Annotated in this window: 15 protein-coding genes and 1 riboswitch; of the genes, 12 read left to right on the forward strand and 3 right to left on the reverse strand. The window is 64.5% G+C overall.

The genetic code is table 11. From position 1 onward, the window contains the following. The first annotated feature begins 159 nt into the window (after positions 1–159). Positions 160–2,145 (forward strand): autotransporter assembly complex protein TamA, encoded by a 1,986-nt coding sequence (locus tag ACIGJE_RS12845; RefSeq protein WP_367623918.1) that lies wholly within the window; start codon positions 160–162, stop codon positions 2,143–2,145. Continuing rightward, on the forward strand, positions 2,145–6,449 hold the full coding sequence (locus ACIGJE_RS12850; RefSeq protein WP_415083753.1) for a translocation/assembly module TamB domain-containing protein: 4,305 nt from the start codon (positions 2,145–2,147) through the stop codon (positions 6,447–6,449). Before ACIGJE_RS12845 ends, ACIGJE_RS12850 begins: the two co-directional genes overlap by 1 nt. A gap of 149 nt (positions 6,450–6,598) precedes the next feature. On the opposite strand, the gene ACIGJE_RS12855 is transcribed toward ACIGJE_RS12850, so the two are convergent. The 3 genes from ACIGJE_RS12855 to ACIGJE_RS12865 form a co-directional block, all read right to left on the reverse strand. Then, the gene (locus ACIGJE_RS12855; protein ID WP_415083751.1) at positions 6,599–7,351 is read right to left on the reverse strand and encodes an SDR family oxidoreductase; all 753 of its coding nucleotides are present in this window, start codon (positions 7,349–7,351) and stop codon (positions 6,599–6,601) included. A gap of 62 nt (positions 7,352–7,413) precedes the next feature. Then, positions 7,414–7,932, reverse strand: coding sequence for a molybdopterin-guanine dinucleotide biosynthesis protein B (mobB, locus tag ACIGJE_RS12860; protein WP_311933882.1), 519 nt, complete (start codon positions 7,930–7,932; stop codon positions 7,414–7,416). Next, a complete protein-coding gene (locus tag ACIGJE_RS12865; RefSeq protein ID WP_311933184.1) occupies positions 7,932–8,198 on the reverse strand; it encodes a sulfurtransferase TusA family protein in 267 nt (88 codons plus the stop codon). Before ACIGJE_RS12865 ends, mobB begins: the two co-directional genes overlap by 1 nt. A 232-nt stretch (positions 8,199–8,430) precedes the next feature. On the opposite strand from ACIGJE_RS12865, the gene mobA reads away from it, so the two are divergent. From mobA to fabG, 10 genes are all read left to right on the forward strand, one after another. After that, positions 8,431–9,027 (forward strand): molybdenum cofactor guanylyltransferase MobA, encoded by a 597-nt coding sequence (gene mobA, locus ACIGJE_RS12870; protein WP_367624304.1) that lies wholly within the window; start codon positions 8,431–8,433, stop codon positions 9,025–9,027. A gap of 226 nt (positions 9,028–9,253) precedes the next feature. Continuing rightward, positions 9,254–10,999: an ABC transporter ATP-binding protein gene (locus ACIGJE_RS12875; protein WP_367623914.1), complete on the forward strand. Its 1,746-nt coding sequence runs from the start codon at positions 9,254–9,256 to the stop codon at positions 10,997–10,999. Positions 11,000–11,014: 15 nt separating this feature from the next. Then, positions 11,015–11,677 carry an HAD family hydrolase gene (locus ACIGJE_RS12880; protein WP_367623913.1) on the forward strand — a complete coding sequence of 221 codons (663 nt, stop codon included), beginning with the start codon at positions 11,015–11,017 and terminating at the stop codon, positions 11,675–11,677. 133 nt (positions 11,678–11,810) lie between these two features. After that, positions 11,811–11,923: riboswitch (TPP riboswitch) on the forward strand. 53 nt (positions 11,924–11,976) lie between these two features. After that, on the forward strand, positions 11,977–12,990 hold the full coding sequence (gene thiB, locus ACIGJE_RS12885) for a thiamine ABC transporter substrate binding subunit (RefSeq protein WP_483677607.1): 1,014 nt from the start codon (positions 11,977–11,979) through the stop codon (positions 12,988–12,990). Between the two features lie 209 nt (positions 12,991–13,199). Then, a complete protein-coding gene (locus ACIGJE_RS12890) occupies positions 13,200–14,756 on the forward strand; it encodes an ABC transporter permease subunit (RefSeq protein WP_483677609.1) in 1,557 nt (518 codons plus the stop codon). Continuing rightward, positions 14,740–15,372 carry a thiamine ABC transporter ATP-binding protein gene (locus ACIGJE_RS12895; protein WP_311933179.1) on the forward strand — a complete coding sequence of 211 codons (633 nt, stop codon included), beginning with the start codon at positions 14,740–14,742 and terminating at the stop codon, positions 15,370–15,372. Before ACIGJE_RS12890 ends, ACIGJE_RS12895 begins: the two co-directional genes overlap by 17 nt. 191 nt (positions 15,373–15,563) lie before the next feature. Further along, on the forward strand, positions 15,564–17,267 hold the full coding sequence (ade, locus tag ACIGJE_RS12900; RefSeq protein WP_483677611.1) for an adenine deaminase: 1,704 nt from the start codon (positions 15,564–15,566) through the stop codon (positions 17,265–17,267). Between the two features lie 187 nt (positions 17,268–17,454). After that, a complete protein-coding gene (locus tag ACIGJE_RS12905) occupies positions 17,455–18,051 on the forward strand; it encodes an NAD(P)H-dependent oxidoreductase (protein WP_311933177.1) in 597 nt (198 codons plus the stop codon). 237 nt (positions 18,052–18,288) lie between these two features. Continuing rightward, a complete protein-coding gene (gene fabD / locus ACIGJE_RS12910; RefSeq protein ID WP_440724403.1) occupies positions 18,289–19,233 on the forward strand; it encodes an ACP S-malonyltransferase in 945 nt (314 codons plus the stop codon). 104 nt (positions 19,234–19,337) lie between these two features. Then, entirely contained in the window at positions 19,338–20,075 is a 738-nt protein-coding gene (gene fabG / locus ACIGJE_RS12915; protein WP_415083739.1) for a 3-oxoacyl-[acyl-carrier-protein] reductase, read from the forward strand. Positions 20,076–20,115 lie beyond the last annotated feature (40 nt).

The following is a 20,115-nucleotide window of genomic DNA, read 5'->3' on the forward strand; positions in this document are numbered from 1 at the left end:
GATAGGATTGATTGCGTGGTTAACCGTTTATTCATGATGATATACGGTGGTGGGTTGATTGGCGGAGGTTGTTTGGCGTAAGGTTCGGCTCCGGGGCGGCGCCCTCGTATAGGGGTTCAGTGGGGGCGCTGGTCTATGGCGTGGGGCGATCGACAAGCGATGAGGGGGCTCAGCAGGCTCGAACGCCTGATGCCGGCGCGGCAGCGTCTGGCCAAGGGGTTGGCCCTGTCAGTGGCTGTCGCAGCGCTCATTGCCGGGGCAAAGCCTCAGCCTGCCGCAGCCTTCAAGCTCTTTGGCTATAATTTCTTCGGATCGGACGAGAAGCCGGTCTCACCCGATGCCCAGACCTACAAGATCGAAGTGGTGATCGCGGGCGGGGACAAGACGATCAAGTCGGCGGTCGAGGGCGCATCCTCCCTCTATAGCGGTAAGGATGAGACGCCGCCGCCGAGCACGCCCGCCTTCCTCTCCAAGGCGCGGACCGAATATGATCGCATTCTCGGCACGCTCTATGCCAATGCGCGCTATGGCGCCTCCATCTCGATCATGGTCAATGGGCGCAAGCTCGAGGATATTCCCATCGATGCCACCTTGCCGCATCCGGTTCCGGTGGTGATCAACGTCAATCCTGGCCCGGTCTTCACTTTCGGCCGGATCAGGATGGAGAATCGGGCGCCGCACAGCCCGATCGACGACATTCCCAAGACCAAGACGCCCGAGCGTCTCGGCCTCGAGCCAGGGCATCAGGCCAATTCGGACATCGTCCTGTCGGCGGAACAGGCGATGATCGATGCCTGGCGGCGCCAGGGCTATCCCAAGGCCAAGGCCCTGCCGCGCGTCATCACCGCCGATCACGTCAACAACCGGCTCGATGTCACACTGGCGGTCGAACCGGGGCGCCTGGCCCATTATGGGCGCATGACCGTCGACGGCACCAAGGACATGAATCCGGCCTTCGTGGCGCGCCAGACCGGGCTCCGGCCCGGCGATCAGTACGATCCGGCCGAGATCGAGCTCGCCAAGCGGCGCCTGCAGCGCCTACAGGTGTTCTCGACCACCAGCATCGTGGAGGGCGATGCGATTGCGGCCGACAGCACCATGCCGCTGATGGTCACCGTGTCGGAACGCCCGCTGCATGTTTTCGGTGCCGGCGCTGAATATTCCACCACCGACGGCATCGGCCTCAATGGCTATTGGGAGCATCGCAACCTGTTCGGCGAGGCCGAGCGCCTGCGTTTCGATGCAACGGTCGCGGGCGTCGATTCGACCGACCCGACCAAGTTCACCTATTCGGGCGGCGTCACCTTCGTGAAGCCGGGGATCTTCGACCCCTTCACCGACCTCACCGCGCAATTGCTGGCCAAGCGAGAGGTCTATGATCCCTATTCCCAGAATACGTTCCGTGCCCGCGTCGGGCTTGCCCACGAGTTCTCCGAACGGTTGACCGGCAAGATTGCGATCAACGGCGAATACGACCAGGTCGAAGATTTCTACGGCAAGCGCAATCTCCTGCTGTTCAGCCTGCCTGGCGAGCTTGCCTACGACACCACCGACGACAAGCTCGAGCCGACGCGCGGCTATCGCCTGAAAGGAACGCTCGAGCCATTCTACGAGGCCAAGTTCGGCAATTTCGGCGCGGTGACGCGCATCGACGGTTCTGCCTATTTCTCCTTCGATGCGATGGGGCGCTATGTCCTGGCCGGCCGGGTTGCGGTCGGCTCCATCGTCGGGGCGCCGGCCAACGAATTGCCGGGCGATCGCATGTTCTATGCGGGCGGCGGTGGCTCGGTGCGCGGCTATAATTTCCGCAGCCTCGGTCCCAAGCTCGACAATGGCTTCGTCGTGGGCGGCCGCTCCTTGCTGGAGGGCTCGCTCGAAATGCGCATCAAGGTCACCGACAGTATCGGCATCGTGCCCTTCGTCGATGCGGGCAGCGCCTTCTCGACCTCCTATCCTTCTTTCGACGAGGACATGAAGATTGGTGCCGGTGTCGGTCTGCGCTACTATACCAGCCTCGGAGCGATCCGCGTGGACATCGCCAGGGGGCTTACGCCCGTCAAGGGCTTCGTCATCGAGGATGGTAAGGTCAAGAAGAAGAACACACCGCCTTTCGCCCTTTATATCGGATTGGGAGAAAGCTTCTGATGCGGCGCCGGATCGTTCTCTTCACTGCCGTCGCGGTGGTGGCCGTTCCCCTCGGTCTCAAGGCGCTCGCGCCGGCGCGCGCCGATGACGCCAGCGAGAAGTCGTGGTTCATCACCTATGTCGAGGACACCATCTCGACACCGGACCAGAAGATTTCGCTCGGCCAGATCGATGGCGCTCTGTCGTCCGATGTGAGGATCTCTTCCATCACCATCGCCGACCGGCAAGGCGTGTGGCTGACCATCAAGGACGCCCATCTGGTCTGGAGCCGGCTTGCCCTGATGAGCAAGAAGCTCGATGTCGACCTTCTCGAAGCGGGTTCGATCGAGATCACCCGCAAGCCCAATCCGCCCCAGGGCGTGCAGCCGGCCGCCAGCGAGGGCGGCTTCTCCCTGCCCGAACTGCCGGTTTCGGTGAAACTCGGCAAGCTCGCCGTGCCCGTGGTCAAGCTCTCCGCGGCCCTCGCGGGAGAGGATACGGTGTTCGACGTCGGCGGCAATGCCCTGCTGGCGGATGGCAAGCTGCATTCGGAATTGCTGATCAAGCGTACGCAGCCGGCCGGTGGCGATCTCACCTTCACCGCCGATTTCGACAATGCCACCAAGCAATTGGGCCTCAATCTTTCACTGCAGGAACCGCATGGCGGCTTCCTGAGCAGCATGCTGAAGGTGCCCGGCTCGCCGCCGCTCGGCTTCACCATCGTCGGTTCCGGCCCCCTCGACAATTTCGCCGCCGATATCGCCCTTTCGGCCGACGGCAACAAACTGTTCGGCGGCAAGACGACGCTTGCCCAGGGGGGGAATGGCGTTACCTTCAAGGCCGATCTCGGGGGCAATCTGGAACGGCTGGTCGATCCGGCCTATGCGGATTTCGTCCGGGGCCAGTCGGCCCTCTCGATCGAGGGCGGCCAGGTTGCGGGCGGTGGCTATGAACTCAAGCATGCGACCGTCAAATCCGGCGTGCTGGACCTTGCCCTCGCGGGTACGCTATCGCCCGATGCCTTTCCGACCAAGCTCAAGTTGGACGGCAAGTTCGGTGCCGAGGACGGCCACGACATCCTGTTGCCGGGAGGCAATGCCCGTATCAGGGGAATGACCCTGGCCGCCCAGTTCGGCGATGGCGGCTGGACCGCGAATTTCGACCTGCAGAAGCTGGTTGCCGGGACGGTTGCTGCCGAGAGCGCCACCATCAAGGCCGGGGGTGACGCCCAGAACCTCGCCGATCCACAAAAGCGGAGCCTCACCTTCAAGGTCGACGGGCGGGGCGACAAGCTCAGTTCGTCCGACGCCGGGCTTGCCAAGGCGCTCGGCAACAGCCTCGGTCTCACCGCAGCCGGCAAGTGGCAGGCGGGGCAGCCTGTGGTCGTCGACGGCGTGCGCCTTGCCGCAAACGCCTTCCAGGCCGGCTTCACCGGGCTCGTCGGCACCAAGATGAGCGGCATCTACTCGCTGGCCACGCCCGATATCTCGGTGTTCTCCGGCCTTGCGGGACGCGAATTGCGCGGCAAGGCCGATCTGACCGCCAAGGGCGACGTCGCTCTCGCGGGCGGCGGTCTCGCTTTGACCTTCGAAGGCAAGGCCAGCGACATCGTGCTCGGCGATCCGCGCCTCGATGCCGTGCTCAAGGGAGCGACCGATCTCAAGGGCGGCGTCAGACGCGACGCCGAAGGCCTGCATTTCGACAAGATCACCCTGGGCAACCAGCAGTTCAATGCCTCGGCCGATGGGCTTTATGGCGCCAAGGCGATGGATTTCAAGGCCACGGCCAGCCTTGCCGACATCAAGCTGGTGACGGGTAACGCTTCCGGCGCCGTCGAGGTCAACGCCAGCCTGAAGGGCAGCGCCGAAAAGCCCGACGTCGTCGCCGATCTCGTCGCACCCAAGCTGGTGCTGCAGGGCAAGCCGTTCAGCGACGGCAAGGCCAATTTCACCGGCAGTGTCGCCGGCCCCGCCGTCAACGGCGTATTCTCGCTGTCCGGCCAGCTCGACCGCATGCCGGTGAAAGCGGGTGCGACCATCGCCACGCTGGCCGACGGTACCCATCAGATCAATGGCCTCAATGCCAGCGCGGGAGCTGCCCAGCTTGCCGGCGACCTTGCCGTCACCCCGAACGGGCGTGCCAGTGGCCAGCTCAATGCGGCGATCCCGGACATGGCCGCGATCGCGCCGCTGCTGCTGATGAAGGCTTCCGGTTCGCTGACCGCCAATATTGGCCTGTCCATCGACGGCAACAAGCAGAATGCGGCCATCAAGGCGCAGGCCAAGGCGCTCAAGGTCGAGGCCAACAGCATCGGCTCCGCCACCATCGATCTGACCGGGCGGGATCTCACGGGTGTTCCGGCACTCGCCGGCACAGCCAACGCCGCCAATGTCCAGGCCGGCTCCTTCATCCTCAGCCAGCTGCAGGCCAGCGCCAAGCCGGAGGGCGAGAATGCCACCGCCTTCCAGCTTCAGGGCACCATGCCGAAGGGCAAGCTCGCGCTCGCGGGCGCGGTGAAGCCGGCCGGCGATGGGCTCGATGCCCGGCTCGACAAGCTTGACGTTTCACAGCAGGGTATCTCCGCCTCCCTCCAGTCGCCGGTCACCATCGCCAGCCGCAAGAGCGGGGTCACCATCCCCAAGGCCGTGCTCAGGATCGGGCAGGGCGGCGTCGTGTCCGTCGACGGCAAGGTCGGCGAGACGCTGGCGATGAATATCGTCGTCGGCCAACTGCCATTGTCTCTGGCCAATATCGCTTCGCCCGGCCTTGGTGCCACGGGCACGCTGTCGGCCAATGTGAAGCTCTCCGGCAAGCCCGCCGATCCGGTGGCGGAGTTCGACGTGAAGGGCAGCGGCCTCGGCGTCGCCGCCGCGAAGGGCTTCGGCATTCCGGCTCTGCAGCTTGCCGCCAATGGCCGCTATGCCGGCAAGGCCGTCACGATCGGTAGCGCCAGCCTGACGGGAGCGGGGGGGCTGTCGGTCACCGCGCGCGGCCACGTGCCCTTACAGGGGGCCGGCCTTTCCGTCGACGTGCAGGCTTCGGCGCCGCTCGCTCTGGCCAACGGCGCCCTGCGTGATCGCGGCGGCCGCGCCACCGGCACGCTCACCCTCAATGCCAAGGCAGGCGGATCGATCGCCGCGCCGGCCGTGTCGGGCCAGGCGGTGATATCAGGCGGCACGGTGACCGATCCCGAGACCGGCATGAAGCTGACGGGGATCGGCAGCACGATCCGCTTCGATCGTGACCGGGCGACCATTGCCCAGTTCAGCGCAACCACCCAGGGCGGTGGTTCGATCGGTGTCAGCGGTTCGGTCGGCTTGAAGCCGGATTTCGCCGCCGACCTGAAGATCACCACGCGCAACGCCAAGCTCACCGACGGTAATCTGGCGACGGCGATCGTCTCCAGCGACATCACGGTGCGCGGCCCCCTGATGGTCAAGCCGGTCATCGGTGGCCGTATCGAGATCCAGCGTGCAGAGATCACCATTCCCGAGCGCTTTGCCGCCAATGCCGCCATGCTCGGTGTCAGGCATCTCAAGCCGCCGCGTGAAGTAACCCGGACCCTGGCAAAGGCGAAGGACACCGCCGCGGCAGGCAAACCCAAGAAGGGCAAGGCCAGTTCCGGCCCGAATGTGGTGCTCGACCTGACCATCGATGCGCCGGCCCGCATCTTCGTGCGTGGCCGCGGCATCGATGCCGAACTCGGCGGCCAGATGGCGCTGAAGGGTTCGGTCGCCAACATATCGCCGGTGGGCTTCCTGGAGATGCGGCGTGGTTCGCTCGACGTCATCGGCCAGCACATCGTGTTCGACTCGGGCAAGGTAACCCTGGTCGGCGATCTCGATCCCAACATCGATTTCGTCGCCTCTACCCGCAACAGCTCGATCACGGTGACGGTGCGGGTGACCGGGCGGGCTTCCGATCCGCAGATCGTGCTCTCCTCGGTGCCCCAGCTGCCGCAGGATGAGGTGATGGCGCGCTTCCTGTTCGGTCGCAGCATCCAGGACCTGTCGCCGCTGCAGCTCGCCCAGCTTGCCACGGCCGTGGCCCAGCTCGCCGGCGGCCCCTCCGGTCCCGGCCTGCTCGACAGCATCCGCAAGTCGACCGGCCTCGACAATCTCGGCGTGGTCACCGATTCCAGCGGCAACGCCGCCGTGCAGGCCGGCACTTATATCGGCGACAAGATCTATCTGGGCGTGACCTCGGGCGTCGGCGGCCAGACCGACGCCACCATCAATCTCGACGTCACCAGGAACCTCAAGCTGCGCGGCCAGGCCGGCACCGACGGCTCGAAGGGCGGCATCTACTACGAGCGCGAATATTGAGGAACGGCGTTCGCTTTAGGGTTCGTCAATGACTGAATCGGCCCGGCCTTTGTCATTGCCGGGCTTGACCCGGCAATCCAGACCCGCTGCCCCCGGGGGGCGAGCCCGGGCATGACAAAGGCGGCGTTTAGGTGTCACCGGTCGATGCCTTAGCGGCCGCCTGCAACGCGCAGGATCGAGCCGGTGACGTAGCTCGCAGCCTCCGACAACAGATAGAGCGTTGCATCGGCAATTTCGTCGGCGGTGCCGATACGCTGCATCGGAATGCTCGGCCTGATGCGCTCCACGCGTCCGGCGTCGCCCGTGCTGCGCGCATGGATCTCGGTGTCGACCATGCCGGGCTGGATGGCGTTGACACGAACGCCCTCAGTGGCGAGTTCCCGGGCGAGGCCGTAGGTCAATCCGTCGATCGCGGCCTTTGACGCGGCATACCAGACATATTCGCCCGGCGAGCCCAAGGTCGCCGCGGCGGAGGACATGTTGACGATGGCCCCGCCCGGGCCGCCCAGCCGGGTCGAAAGCCGCTTGGCCGCTTCGCGTGCCACCAGGATGGCACCGGTGACGTTGAGGTCGATGGTTTCACGGATGATAGCCGGATCGGTGTCGGCGAGCTTTCCGGACTTGCCGGTGATGCCGGCATTGTTGACCAGATGGGTCAGCCTGCCGAACGCGTCTACGGCGGCGAACAGGGCCGCAATGTCGTCTTGCTTGGCCATGTCGCCGGCAAGGAGCAGTACCCGCGCACCCGCGCGCCGGACAGCCTCCGCCACGGCTTCGGCCGCGACATGGTCGCTACGGTAATTGATGACGAGATCGTAGCCGGCTTCGGCGGCCTTGAGCGAGACGGCGGCTCCGATGCCGCGGCTTCCGCCGGTGACGAGGAGGAGAGGGCGCTGTGACATGGAAAACTCCCGGCTTGTGATCGACCTTGGCTGGCTCAAGGGGATGGACGTGATCTGATCGTTCAGAGAGGGGAGACATCTCCCGGTTCGATGGGAACTGCCTCGCGGATCACCCATTCGGCAATCCCGTCGATGTCGTCGAGCGCGAAGCGCGGCATCGGGAAGGGGCCGGGTGCGTCCGTGGCGATGGCGCGAATATAGGGATCGCCGGGATAGATGTAATCCTTGTCGGTCGCCGTGCGATGCACCTCGATCTTCGGATGCGGATCGCTCTTGAAACCCTCGACGATGACGAGGTCGACCGGCGACAATCGCCGCAGGAGTTCGGTGAGGGGGGGCTCGGGAGCGCCACGCAGCTCATGCATCAGGGCGAAGCGATGGGCCGAGGCAACCAGCACTTCCCGGGCACCCGATTCACGGTGGATGTAGGAGTCCTTGCCCGGCTTGTCGACATCGAAGGCGTGGTGGGCGTGCTTGATGGTCGACACCGTGAGGCCGCGCTGGAGCAGGGCCGGAATCAGGGCGGCGATCAAGGTCGTCTTGCCGGCGCCGCTCCAGCCCGACAGGCCCATCAGCCGCATCATGGCGTCGGTCCCTTGCGGATGTGGTGCGCGGTGAAGCCTTGCTCCTCGCTGCGTCCTTCGTAGATGTCCCCGGTCTCGCGCATGAGATTGGGCAGGTCGATCGCAGCCATCGGATCGGTGCATTCGAGGATGAGGCGGTCGCCGGGCGCCAGGCGCGCAAGCTCCTTCTGCGCACGCAGCACGGGCAGTGGGCATTTGAGGCCGCGCAGGTCGATGCGCTGGGCCGGATCGGTCGCCGATGGAGAAGACGGATGAGCGGACATATCACCGCTCTAGCGAGCCGAGGGCCGCCATTCAACCATTGTGCGTCGTCGCGACGCATCTCCGCCCTATCGGGGTTGAAGAAATCCCGGAAAAGTCCCTCTGGGCTTGCTCGACATGCCGTTGGCATGGAACATCCTCAGCGGCGGCACGGCGACCTTCAGCCGCCATCGATCTCGGAAAGGCGAGGCAGTGTCGTTGAACCAGAACGAGCAGAAGACAGGCAACGCCGTCATGGGGCTGATCCTTGCCGGCGGCCTGTCGCGTCGCATGGGCGGCGGCGACAAGGGGCTGTCCTTGCTGGGCGGGCGGACGATCCTCGAGCGCATCGTCATGCGCCTGCGTCCGCAGGTCGGCGCCCTCTTTCTCAATGCCAACGGGGATGCCGGACGATTCGAGGCGCTGGCTCTTCCCATTCTGCCGGACAACGTGCCGGATTTCCCGGGGCCGCTGGCCGGTGTGCTCGCCGGTCTCGACCATGCGGCGCAGGCCGGTTTTGACGACGTGGCGGTGGTACCTTGCGATGCGCCCTTCCTGCCGGCGGATCTGGTGGCCAGGCTGCGGACCGGGACACAGGCAGGAAGGGGCGCCGTCGCAGTCTCCGCCGGCCGGCGCCATCCGACGGCGGCGCTCTGGCCCGTTCATCTGCGTAGTGCCCTGCGGAAGGCTCTGGTCGAGGAGGATCAGCGCCGGGTGGAGGCCATTCTTCGCCGTCACGATTTCGCGGAAGTGACGTGGCCGGCCGAGCCCTTCGATCCCTTCGCCAATGTCAACGATTCCGCCGGAATGGCTGAGGCGGAGGCGCTCCTCGCCCGTTTCCCGGCGGCCTGACTGCGGAAGTCGTCCCATCGCGCGCTAGTGCCGCCATCTGGCCTTAATTCCGCGCCGGTGATAGAAGCGCGGCGATTGCCAGAGCTTTTTGCGACCGACGGGGCATCCCGGGAAACGCAGAGGCGCGTTGAAACCAAGGTCGGAGTGCAGCGGGGGTTTGGCAAGAACCTGCGCTGTTCCAGGAGTTGCCACCATTTCCACAGAGGCTCAGAACACAGTCCGCGCCATGCCGTTGCTGCGGCGCCTGTTCTCCGATGAAGGAAGCAAGCACACCCGCGCCTATGGCGTGGCGATTGCTGCCGGCGCGATCGAAGCGTCCATGGGCGGGCTGGTGGCCTGGCTGATCGGACCGGTCATTCGCGCCATGTGGGACAAGCAGAGCATGGGGCAGATCACAGGCTTTGCCCTGCTGGTCGTCGTGGTCTTCCTGGTTCGCGGCGCGGCTGCCTATACCAAGGACACCGTGCTCGCCCGCATCGGCAACTCCATCATCGCCAGCGTGCAGCAGCGGCTGTTCGATCATGTCGTGAAGCAGGACATGGCCTATTTCACCGCGCGCCATTCCACCGAAATGGTGGCCTCGAATACTTTCGTGGCCAATTCCTCGCGCATCGCCTCCAATCTTCTGGTCACCTCGGTCTCCAACGTGCTGCAGGTCGGTGCACTGATCGCCGTGATGATCATGCGTGATCCGCTATTGGCCTTGTCTGCCCTCGTGGTGATGCCGCCTGCCGTGCTCGGCATCCGCTACATCACCAAGCGGATCCGGCGTGTGGTGAAGCGCCAATATCAGAGCACCGCGCAGATCACCGGAATCATTCAGGAAACCTCGCAAGGGATCCGGGTGGTCAAGTCCTTCGGCATGGAGCAGGCCATGCGGGCCCGCATGGCAGCCGGCGTGGCCGAGGCCCAGGCAGCCGCCAACAAGATGGCGGGGCTCGGCAATCGTTCGGGCCCGATCATGGAGACGATGGCCGGTTTTGCCGTTGCGGCGGTCATCATCTATGGCGGTTGGCGTATCACCGCCGGCCAGCTCACAGTCGACGAGTTGATCTCTTTCCTGTTCGCCTTCCTCACCGCCTATGCGCCGTCCAAGGCACTCGCTCGCGTCAATGTCGACCTGAACGCCGCCGTTGCCGGCGTGAGCATGTTTTACGACATCATCGATCAGCCGGCGCGCGAAGGGGCAGGCGAGAGCAAGAAACCCGCCTTCGTCAACAGAGGTGGCCATATCGCCTTCGATCAGGTGAGCTTCGGCTACAAGCCGGACGAGCCGGTCTTGCAGGATCTCTCCCTGGTCGCCGAGGCCGGCAAGACGACCGCTCTGGTCGGTCCGTCCGGCAGCGGCAAGTCGACCGTGCTCAACCTGATCCTGCGCTTTTATGAGCCGGGCTCCGGCGCGATCGAAATCGACGGGCAGGACATCGCGTCGGTTTCCGTCGCCAGCCTCCGCAGTGCCATGGCCTATGTCGGCCAGGACGTCTTCCTGTTCGCCGGCACCATCCGGGAGAACATCGCCTTTGGCCGGCCGGGTGCCTCCCAGGAGGCGATCGAGGCGGCGGCCAAAGCCGCCTATGCCCATGACTTCATCGTGGATTTCGACCGGGAATACGACACCGAGGTCGGTGAGCGCGGCCTGCAGCTTTCCGGCGGGCAGCGCGCCCGCATCGCGATCGCGCGTGCCATCCTGCGTGATGCCTCGATCATTCTTCTGGACGAGGCCACGGCCGCATTGGACTCGCAATCCGAACAGGCGGTGCAGAATGCCCTCGACGATCTCTGCGCCGGCCGCACCGTCGTGGTAATCGCCCACCGGCTGCAGACCATCCAGGAAGCCGACAAGATCTGCGTGATCGACGGCGGCCGACTGGTGGAGGAGGGCAGCCATGAGGCGCTGCTCGCCAGGGCAGGGCGCTATGCCGCCCTCCATGCCGTGCAGTTCCGCGACGAGCCCCAGCTCCTGCCTCTCTGAAGAAGGTTTTGTTTCGTGAAATCCGTTGCTCTCTTCGATCTCGACGGCACTTTGGTCGATGCCGATCACCTGCATTACGAGGCCTGGCGCGAGATGGTGGCGCCGCACGGGATCGAGCTTTCCCTCGACACCTATGTCTCCGAGATCATGGGCCAGCCCAACAGCCTGCTTGCCAGGAACTTCCTGAAGGATCTCGACGAAGATGCCGCCCTCAAGCTCGTCGACGACAAGGAGGCGATGTTCCGCAGCCTCTTCGTGGGGCTGAAGCCGGCGAAGGGACTGACGGATTTCCTCGACTGGCTGGAGCAGAACGGGGTGCCGGTCGGCGTGGTCACCAATGCACCGCGGGACAATGCAGAGCATCAGCTGGTCAATCTGGGCCTGGTGGAACGCTTTCCGACCGTGGTGATCGGCGCTGAGGTTGCCAATCCCAAGCCCCATCCAGATCCTTACCTTGTCGGCCTGGAGCGCCTGTACGGACGGGCCGCTTCCAGCCTGGCCTTCGAGGATTCGCGCTCGGGCATCACGGCTGGCAAGGCAGCGGGCCTTGCCGTGATCGGTCTTGCCACCAGCATGAGCGAGGAGGCGCTGCTGGCGGCCGGCGTGGAACTGGCGATTCCCGACTATACGGATTCGCGCCTCCGACCTTTCGCCGCAGCTCGGCTCGGTATCGCCTGATCGCAGGCCGGTGACCCAGCTCCGTCATGGCGCGGATGCTGGGTGAGGCCCCAAGTCTTGGCCTGTCGTCGGCAGAGGGCGGCTGCCGCGATGAAACGGACTTTCCCTCGTGCCGGGAAAGCGCTAACACGAGAATTGTCTCATGGGGTGCCCGCAAGGGCTGAGAAGACGATGGCCGCAAGCTACGTCTAACCCATCGAACCTGATCCGGGTCGTGCCGGCGGAGGGATGAGCTTCGAAGCTTTCAGCTTCACCTCAATTTTCTTCACCGCCGTCATCCGTATCGAACCGTTTTCGACATGGAGGACGCTATGCTGAGGAAACTGCTCGCCGCTCTCGCACTGGCCACCGTCGCCACAACGGCCTCGGCCGACGACAAGCCGGTGCTCACCGTCTACACTTATGAGAGCTTCTCCGGCGAATATGGCCCCGGCAAGCCGCTGCAAACCGCCTTCGAGGCCAAGTGCAACTGCAAGCTGACCTATGTCACCGCCGATGACGGTGGTGCCCTCTTCGCCAAGCTCAAGCTCGAAGGGGCCTCGACCAAGGCCGACGTCGTCGTCGGGCTCGACGACAATCTGATGGGAGAGGCGGAGAAATCAGGCCTGTTCGCGCCGCATGGCGTGGCAGCCGAGAAGCTCTCCCTGCCCGAGCCTTGGACCAACAAGACCTTCATTCCCTATGACTGGGGCTATTTCGCCTTCGTCTATGACAGCGACAAGCTCAAGATCCCGCCCGCCAGCCTGAAGGATCTCGTCGACGACAAGAACGGTCCCAAGCTGGTGATCGAGGATCCGCGCACCTCCACGCCGGGCCTTGGCCTACTCGCATGGATGAAGGCCGTGTATGGCGACAAGGCCTCCGACGCCTGGAAATCCTTGAAGCCTCGCATCGTCACGGTCACTTCGGGCTGGTCGGAAGCCTATGGGCTCTTCCTGAAGGGCGAGGCCGACATGGTGCTCTCCTATTCGACCTCGCCCGCCTACCATATCGGTGCCGAGAAGAAGACCAACTACAAGGCTGCGATGTTCCCGGAAGGCCATCAGACCCAGGTCGAGGTCGCCGGGGTGACGGCGAGTTCAAAGCAGCAGGAACTCGGGCGCCAGTTCCTCACCTTCCTCATCTCCGACGAGGCCCAGTCCGTCCTGCCCGAGACCAATTGGATGTATCCGGCCAGGACGCCCGCTGCCGGCCTGCCGGAGAGCTTCAAGGCCGTTGCCGTGCCCGCCAAGGCCTTGATGGCGGATCCGGCCAAGCTCGCCGAGAACCGCAAGGCCTGGATCGACGAATGGCTGGCCGCCATGGCGAAGTGAGGAAGGGCAGGTGAAGCTCGACGCTGGTCCTTTACCCTCTCCTGGAGGGGAAGGGTCGACACGAAGTGTCGGGGTAGGGTGGGATGCACTGGCCCTTCCAAATCGTCTTCCCTCGGCCAAAGCTGAAATATTTTGCAAAGAGTCACCCCACCCCGGCCTTTCAGGCCGACCCTCCCCCTCCAGGGGAGGGTAAAGATGCTTCAATCTGAATGCCCGGCCTGATTCTCCTCGGCGGCCTTGCCGCACTCGTGCTCGCCGCGCTCGCCAGCCTGTTTCTCGCGGCTGGCGGCGACGCCTGGCAGGGCAATGTCGGCTATCTCGTCTCGATCGCCGGTTTCACCGTCTATCAGGCGCTGCTCTCCACTCTGCTGTCCCTCTCGTTCGGGGCGCTCGTGGCCTTGGCGCTGGCCCGGCGGCAATTTCCCGGACGTCGGCTGCTGCTGGCCCTGTTCGGCGTTGCAGCGGCGTTGCCCTCGATCGTCGCCGTGTTCGCCTTTGCCGGTATCTACGGTAGGGCCGGCATCGCCAACACCGTGCTGGGCGCCATCGGCCTGCCGGCCATCTCGCTCTACGGGCTCACCGGCATCCTGATGGTGCATGTGTTCTTCAACGGTGCCTTCGCGAGCCGGGTGTTCCTTGCGGCGCTGGAGGCGGTGCCGGGCGAGCATTGGCGGCTGGCAGCCTCGCTCGGCATGCCTCCGGCTACCATCTTTCGTCGCATCGACTGGCCGGTGCTGAGGCGGGACCTGCCGGCGCTCGCGCTCCTGATCTTCATCGCCTGTGCGACGTCCTTCGCCATTCCCCTTACGCTCGGAGGCGGGCCGGGGAGTGCCACGTTTGAGGTTGCAATCTACCAGGCCATCCATTCCGATGCCGATTTTGCCCGGGCCGCGGTGCTGGCCTTGCTGCAGATCGTCGCCATGGCACTGCTGGTGACGCTTGCCGCGCCGTTGCTGGTGCGCCCGCCGGAAGCGGCGAGTGTCGGACGCAGGCTGGAACGGCCCGATCGCGAAGCTGGCTGGCTGCAGTTGGCCGATGCACTGGTCATCGGCTTTGCGCTGCTTCTGCTGCTGCCACCCTTGCTGGCGGTCATTCACGCGGGCCGCACGCTGATGGCTGGCATCGATCCGCAGGTGCCCCGAGCCCTCGTGACCAGTCTGGTGGTTGCATTGGCGGCTGCCTTGCTGTCGCTGGCCGCTGCCCTCCTGCTGTCGCGTTCGCGCCTGTCGCTGACAAAGCAGGGCTGGCCCCGTCTCGCCCGTCTGATGGCCGCGGGGCCCTTGCTCACACTGGCCGCTCCGCCATTGGCTTTCGCAGCGGGTCTCTACGTGATCGCCCGCGCCTTGGGCGCGACCGATTTCGTGGCGATGCCGGCTCTCATCCTGGTCAATGCGATGATGGCTCTGCCTTTCGTGCACCGGCTCGTCGATCCGCCCATGGCTCTGGCTGAGGAGCGGTATGGCCGACTGGCCGACAATCTCGGCCTGACCGGCTGGGCGCGGTTGCGTCTGGTCGAGTGGCCTTTGCTGGCCCCCTCGGCGACGGCGGGTTTCGCCCTTGCCATGGCGCTCTCGCTCGGCGATCTCGGCGTGGTGGCCCTGTTCGGCTCGCAGAGCCTGGTGACACTGCCGGCCTTGCTCTACGCCAAGCTCGGCTCCTACCGTGTCGCCGAGGCGGACGGCATTGCCGCGCTGCTTGCCGGTCTCGTGCTCGTGCTGTTCCTGGTGGCTGGGCGGTTTGGAGGCCGGTATGCTCGTCGTGGATAATCTCACCATCATCATCGACGACTGGACCGGGCGCTACGACCTCACGGTTCCGCGCGGTGCGCTAGCGGCCATGGTTGGTCCTTCCGGCGGCGGCAAGTCCACCTTGCTGCACGCCATTGCCGGTTTCGAAAAGCCGGCGAGCGGCAGGCTCAGCTTCGGGGGGATCGATCTCCTGCCGCTGAAGCCGGCTGACAGGCCGGTGGCCATCGTCTTCCAGGACCATAATCTCCTGCCCAATCTCACAGCCCTGCAGAATGCCGGTCTCGCCCTGTCGCCCTCCCTTCGGCTCTCGGCGGCCGATCGCCAGGCCATCTCGGCGATGCTCGACCATGTCGATCTGGCCGGCATGGAAGCGCGCCTGCCTTCAGAGCTCTCCGGTGGCCAACGCCAGCGCGTCGCGCTCGCGCGTGCCATGCTGACCACGCGCCCGCTGCTGCTGCTCGACGAGCCGCTGACAGGGCTCGATCCCACCATGCGTGCCGACATGATCGATCTCATCGATACGCTGCGTCGCGAGAAGAATCTGACCGTGCTGATGACCACGCATACGCCCGAAGATGTCGAGGGCAGGGCCGATCAGGTCATCACGGTTGCAGATGGACGGGTCGTGGGCTGAGGCGAGGCAACACGGAGGGGCGATCCCCTCGTGCGACACGTTTCCGAGATGGTCGATCTGCTCCCTCAATTGATGGAACTGCGGAGATCGATCCTCCAGGGTGCCGTGCCTTCGCCGACAAGGAAAAGCGGACTGGAAGTCCGCGCTCCAAGGTCTAAGTTGCTCCTTTGCATGCAGAAGGAATCGCCCGGATGGACGCCAGCGAACTCGCCCGATTGATCGCCCAGGGGCGGGGCACCGAGCCGGCGGATTTGGTGATCAAGAATGTGCGCCTCCTCGACCTTGTCAGCGGCGACCTCGCCGAGACCGATATCGCCATCGGCGGAGATCGCATCGTCGGCACCTATGCCAGCTATCGCGGCCGGCGCGAGATCGACGGGCGCGGGCTTGTGGCCGTGCCCGGTTTCATCGACACGCATCTGCATGTCGAATCCTCGCTTGTCACCCCTCCCGAATTCGACCGCTGCGTGCTCCGGCATGGCGTGACCACGGCCATTTGCGATCCGCATGAGATTTCCAACGTGGTCGGGGCCGATGGCATCCGCTATTTTCTGGAGGCGGCCGGTGAGACGGCGCTGGACCTGCGCGTCCAGCTTTCGAGCTGCGTGCCCTCCACCCATCTGGAGACCGCCGGTGCGAGGCTCGAGGCTGCGGATCTCGCACCCTTCAAGAACCACCCCCGCGTGATCGGCCTTGCCGAGTTCATGAATTTCCCGGGCGTGATCAACGCCGATCCTGCCTGCCTCGCCAAGCTTCTGCCGTTCCAGGACGGCCATATCGACGGCCATGCCCCGCTTCTCATCGGCACGGATCTGAATGCCTATCTCACCGCCCGCATTCGTACTGACCATGAGACGACAACGGCCAGGGAGGGCCGGGAAAAGCTTGCCAAGGGCATGACGCTGCTGATCCGGGAAGGCTCCGTTTCCAAGGATCTGCATGCCCTTGCCGAGTTGATCACGGTCAGGAACTCGCCTTATCTCGCCTTCTGCACCGACGATCGCAATCCCCTAGACATTGCCGAGGAGGGTCATCTGGATTTCATGATCCGCACCGCCATCGCCCTCGGCGCCGAGCCGCTGGCGGCCTATCGCACCGCGACCCTGTCGGCGGCCATGGCCTTCGGGCTCAGGGATCGTGGCGTGATCGCGCCCGGCAAGCGGGCCGATATCGTGCTCATCGAGGATCTCGACCATTGTGCCGTGCGCCAGGTGATCAGCGCCGGCCGGCTGGTGGAGGACGGCTTGTTCGAGGGGCGGACCCGCATTGCACCGGTGGGGCTTGGCTCGATGAAGTCTCCCCGCGTTTCGGCGGCCGATTTCCGCGTCAAGGCAGGCGGGCCGACCGGGCCGGTGATGGGTGTGGTGCCCGGCAAGATCATCACCGAGCATCTGAGGTTGAGCCTGCCCTATGAGAGTGGTTATCGGAATATCGACCTCGACCAGGACGTGGTGAAGGTGGCCGTGGTCGAGCGCCATGGCGTCAACGGCAATATCGGTCGCGGCTTCGTCAAGGGCTTCGGTTTGAAGCAGGGGGCAATCGCTTCCTCGGTGGGACACGATTCGCACAATATCTGCGTGGTCGGTGCCGATGACGCCGACATGGCGCTGGCGGTCAACCGCCTCGGCGAGATCGGCGGCGGCTTCGTGGTGGCCCGGGATGGCGTCATCCTGGCCGAATTGGCGCTGCCGGTGGCGGGCCTGATGAGCTTGCTGACTTTCGAGGAAGTGCGAGACCACCTGATTCCGCTGCGCGCAGCCGCCAAATCCCTTGGTGTCACCCTGGCCGAACCCTTCCTGCAGGTGGCTTTCCTGCCCTTGCCGGTCATTCCCCATCTCAAGATCACCGACAAGGGCATGGTCGACGTCGATCGCTTCGAATTGATCGCCGCTTGAGTCATGGTCTTGACGGTGCTGCATCAGCATTCTGCAACCACCGCTCATGCAGTATTCCGGACTCAGTTTCCGGCTAAAAACTTTTGTGATTTGAATAAATAAACTCAAATCACAGCGATGCGTCGAGCCGATTTTAGTATAAAAGTGCGTTTCTTATCAAAGCGCACTTCGCTTCAGAGTACCCGCGATGAAACTCCTCGTCGTCTATTGCCATCCTTGTTCGGAGAGCTTTGGCGCCTCGATCCGGGATACCGCCCTGCGCGCGCTCGGCAAGGCGGGGCATGAGGTCCGCCTGATCGACCTTTATGCGCAGGGTTTCAATCCGGTGATGAGTGCAGAGGAAAGGCGCGGCTATCACGAGCCGGGCAGCAATGAGGCGCCCGTGGCCGAGCATCTGGCGCAATTGCGCTGGTGCGAGGGGCTCATCTTCATTCATCCCACCTGGTGGTATGGACCGCCGGCCATGCTCAAGGGCTGGCTCGAGCGGGTCTGGGTGCCGCACGCCACCTTCACCATGCCCGAAAACGGCAAGGCGATCGGCCCGGTGCTGACACAGATCCGCCTGCTGGGCGTCATCTCCACATTGGGATCGCCCTGGTGGTGGTGGACCTTGTTCATGAAGGCGCCTGGACGCAATATTCTTCTGCGCGGCCTGAAGAGTCTTTGCGCTCCGCATTGTCGCACGATGTGGCTGGCACTGCACCGTCTCGACGAAACCACCGAAAAGCAGCGTCGCTATTTTCTTGCGAAAGTCGAGAAGAGGCTGGCATCTCTCAAGAATTGAGAAGTGCCGGAAGGCGGTTCCGCAGAATGTTGGGAGGATATTTGACCAATTCTAAACACGCGGTCGGTTGACGCGGATGCGCCCCGGGCGGCGGAATTGCCAGCGAGCTCTGCCGAAAGATCCGCAAAGACCGAGTTTTGCCAAGTTTGTGTAAGATGAACGGGTATTCTCACCCTTCGGACTTGACTCAGGCAGCAGCCTATTGTCTCAACGCGCCGTCTCAAACGGGGTTCTTGCATGAGTATCGCCTTCACGTTTCCCGGCCAGGGAAGCCAAAGCGTGGGGATGGGCAAGGCGCTTGCCGATGCCTTTCCCGTGGCCCGCGCCGTCTTCGACGAGATCGACGCAGCGCTTGGCCAGAAGCTGACGGCCGTGATCTGGGATGGCCCGGACAACGACCTCACGCTCACGGAGAACGCCCAGCCGGCGCTGATGGCCGTCTCCCTGGCAGCCTTCCGTGTGCTGCAGGACGAGGCTGGCCTCGATCTCCGGAAACATGCCAGCTTCGTTGCCGGCCATTCGCTCGGCGAATATTCGGCCCTGGCTGCATCGGGGGCGCTGACGATCGCCGATACGGCCCGCCTGCTGCGCATTCGCGGGCGGGCGATGCAGGCCGCGACGCCCGTGGGGACCGGCGCCATGGCCGCCCTCCTCGGTCTCGACTACGAGCAGGCGGCCGCCGTCGCCGCCGAAGCAGCGCAGGGCGAAGTCTGCCAGGCTGCCAACGACAATGCGCCGGGCCAGGTCGTCATTTCCGGCACCAAGGCAGCGGTCGAGCGGGCGGTGGAGATCGCCAAGGGCAAGGGCGCCAAGCGCGCCATCCTCCTGCCGGTTTCGGCTCCCTTCCATTGCGCCCTGATGCAACCGGCTGCCGATGCCATGGCCGAGGCGCTTGAAAAGGTCGCCATCGCAGCACCGGTCGTGCCTCTGGTTGCCAATGTCCTTGCCCAGCCGATCTCGGATCCTTCCGAGATCCGCCGCCGCCTCGTCGAGCAGGTGACGGGAACCGTCCGCTGGCGGGAAAGTGTCGAATATCTTGCCGGGGCCGGTGTCACCAAGCTGGTGGAGGTCGGCTCTGGAAAGGTTCTGAGCGGGTTGGTCAGGCGTATAGCCTCCGGCGTAGAAGCGGTGAGCATTGGTACACCGGACGATGTAGCGGCATTCGCGCCGACACTGCGATGAAAGGGCCCACGGCCACCCGCCCGATAGCGGGTGGTCATTTCGGGTGAGGATAAACAATAAAGGGTGCGCCCGCAGTGGCCGGCAGCACTCGATTGGGGATGACGATGTTCGACCTTACTGGCAAGATAGCCCTGGTGACCGGCGCCACGGGCGGAATCGGAGCGGCCATTGCCGCATCCCTGCATCGGCAGGGCGCCACGGTGGCGCTTTCCGGTACGCGCAAGGCGGTGCTGGAGGAACTGGCGGCCAAGCTGGGCGAGCGTGCCCACGTCTTCGCCTGCGACCTGACCGACAAGGAACAGCTCGGCGCGCTGGTCCCGAGTGTCGAGGGGGCCCTGGGTCAGCTGGACATCCTGGTCAACAATGCCGGCTTTACCCGCGACAATCTGATGCTGCGCATGAAGGATGAGGACTGGGACAGCGTCATCGCCGTCAACCTCTCTGCTGCCTTCCATCTGTCGCGGGCCGCGGTGAAGGGAATGCTGAAGCGCCGTACCGGCCGCATCATCAACATTGCCTCGCTTTCCGGTGTCATCGGCAATCCCGGCCAGACCAACTATGCCGCCTCCAAGGCCGGCCTGGTCGGCATGTCCAAGTCGCTCGCGCATGAGGTTGCGAGCCGCGGAATCACCGTCAATTGCATCGCGCCGGGCTTCATCGAAACGGCGATGACGGATGCCCTCAACGAGAAGCAAATGGAACCGATCCTTGCCGCGATCCCCGTGCATCGGCTCGGTCATGTCGACGAGATTGCGGCGGCAGCCGTTTACCTTGCCTCTTCAGAGGCTGCCTATACCACCGGGCAAACTTTGAATATTAACGGCGGAATGGCAATGATTTGAACGAGTTAGGCGTCAATTCCACAGTGATTTCCACTGGCGG

The sequence above is a fragment of the Labrys sp. E2SS-1L genome (genome assembly GCF_057073705.1).

Coding starts and splice junctions, on each gene's coding strand:
- ACIGJE_RS12845 (WP_367623918.1), top strand. CDS start 160: ATGAGGGGGCTCAGCAGGCTCGAACGCCTGATGCCGGCGCGGCAGCGT.
- ACIGJE_RS12850 (WP_415083753.1), top strand. CDS start 2,145: ATGCGGCGCCGGATCGTTCTCTTCACTGCCGTCGCGGTGGTGGCCGTT.
- ACIGJE_RS12855 (WP_415083751.1), bottom strand. CDS start 7,351: ATGTCACAGCGCCCTCTCCTCCTCGTCACCGGCGGAAGCCGCGGCATC.
- mobB (WP_311933882.1), bottom strand. CDS start 7,932: ATGCGGCTGATGGGCCTGTCGGGCTGGAGCGGCGCCGGCAAGACGACC.
- ACIGJE_RS12865 (WP_311933184.1), bottom strand. CDS start 8,198: ATGTCCGCTCATCCGTCTTCTCCATCGGCGACCGATCCGGCCCAGCGC.
- mobA (WP_367624304.1), top strand. CDS start 8,431: ATGGGGCTGATCCTTGCCGGCGGCCTGTCGCGTCGCATGGGCGGCGGC.
- ACIGJE_RS12875 (WP_367623914.1), top strand. CDS start 9,254: ATGCCGTTGCTGCGGCGCCTGTTCTCCGATGAAGGAAGCAAGCACACC.
- thiB (WP_483677607.1), top strand. CDS start 11,977: ATGGAGGACGCTATGCTGAGGAAACTGCTCGCCGCTCTCGCACTGGCC.
- ACIGJE_RS12890 (WP_483677609.1), top strand. CDS start 13,200: ATGCCCGGCCTGATTCTCCTCGGCGGCCTTGCCGCACTCGTGCTCGCC.
- ACIGJE_RS12895 (WP_311933179.1), top strand. CDS start 14,740: ATGCTCGTCGTGGATAATCTCACCATCATCATCGACGACTGGACCGGG.
- ade (WP_483677611.1), top strand. CDS start 15,564: ATGGACGCCAGCGAACTCGCCCGATTGATCGCCCAGGGGCGGGGCACC.
- ACIGJE_RS12905 (WP_311933177.1), top strand. CDS start 17,455: ATGAAACTCCTCGTCGTCTATTGCCATCCTTGTTCGGAGAGCTTTGGC.
- fabD (WP_440724403.1), top strand. CDS start 18,289: ATGAGTATCGCCTTCACGTTTCCCGGCCAGGGAAGCCAAAGCGTGGGG.
- fabG (WP_415083739.1), top strand. CDS start 19,338: ATGTTCGACCTTACTGGCAAGATAGCCCTGGTGACCGGCGCCACGGGC.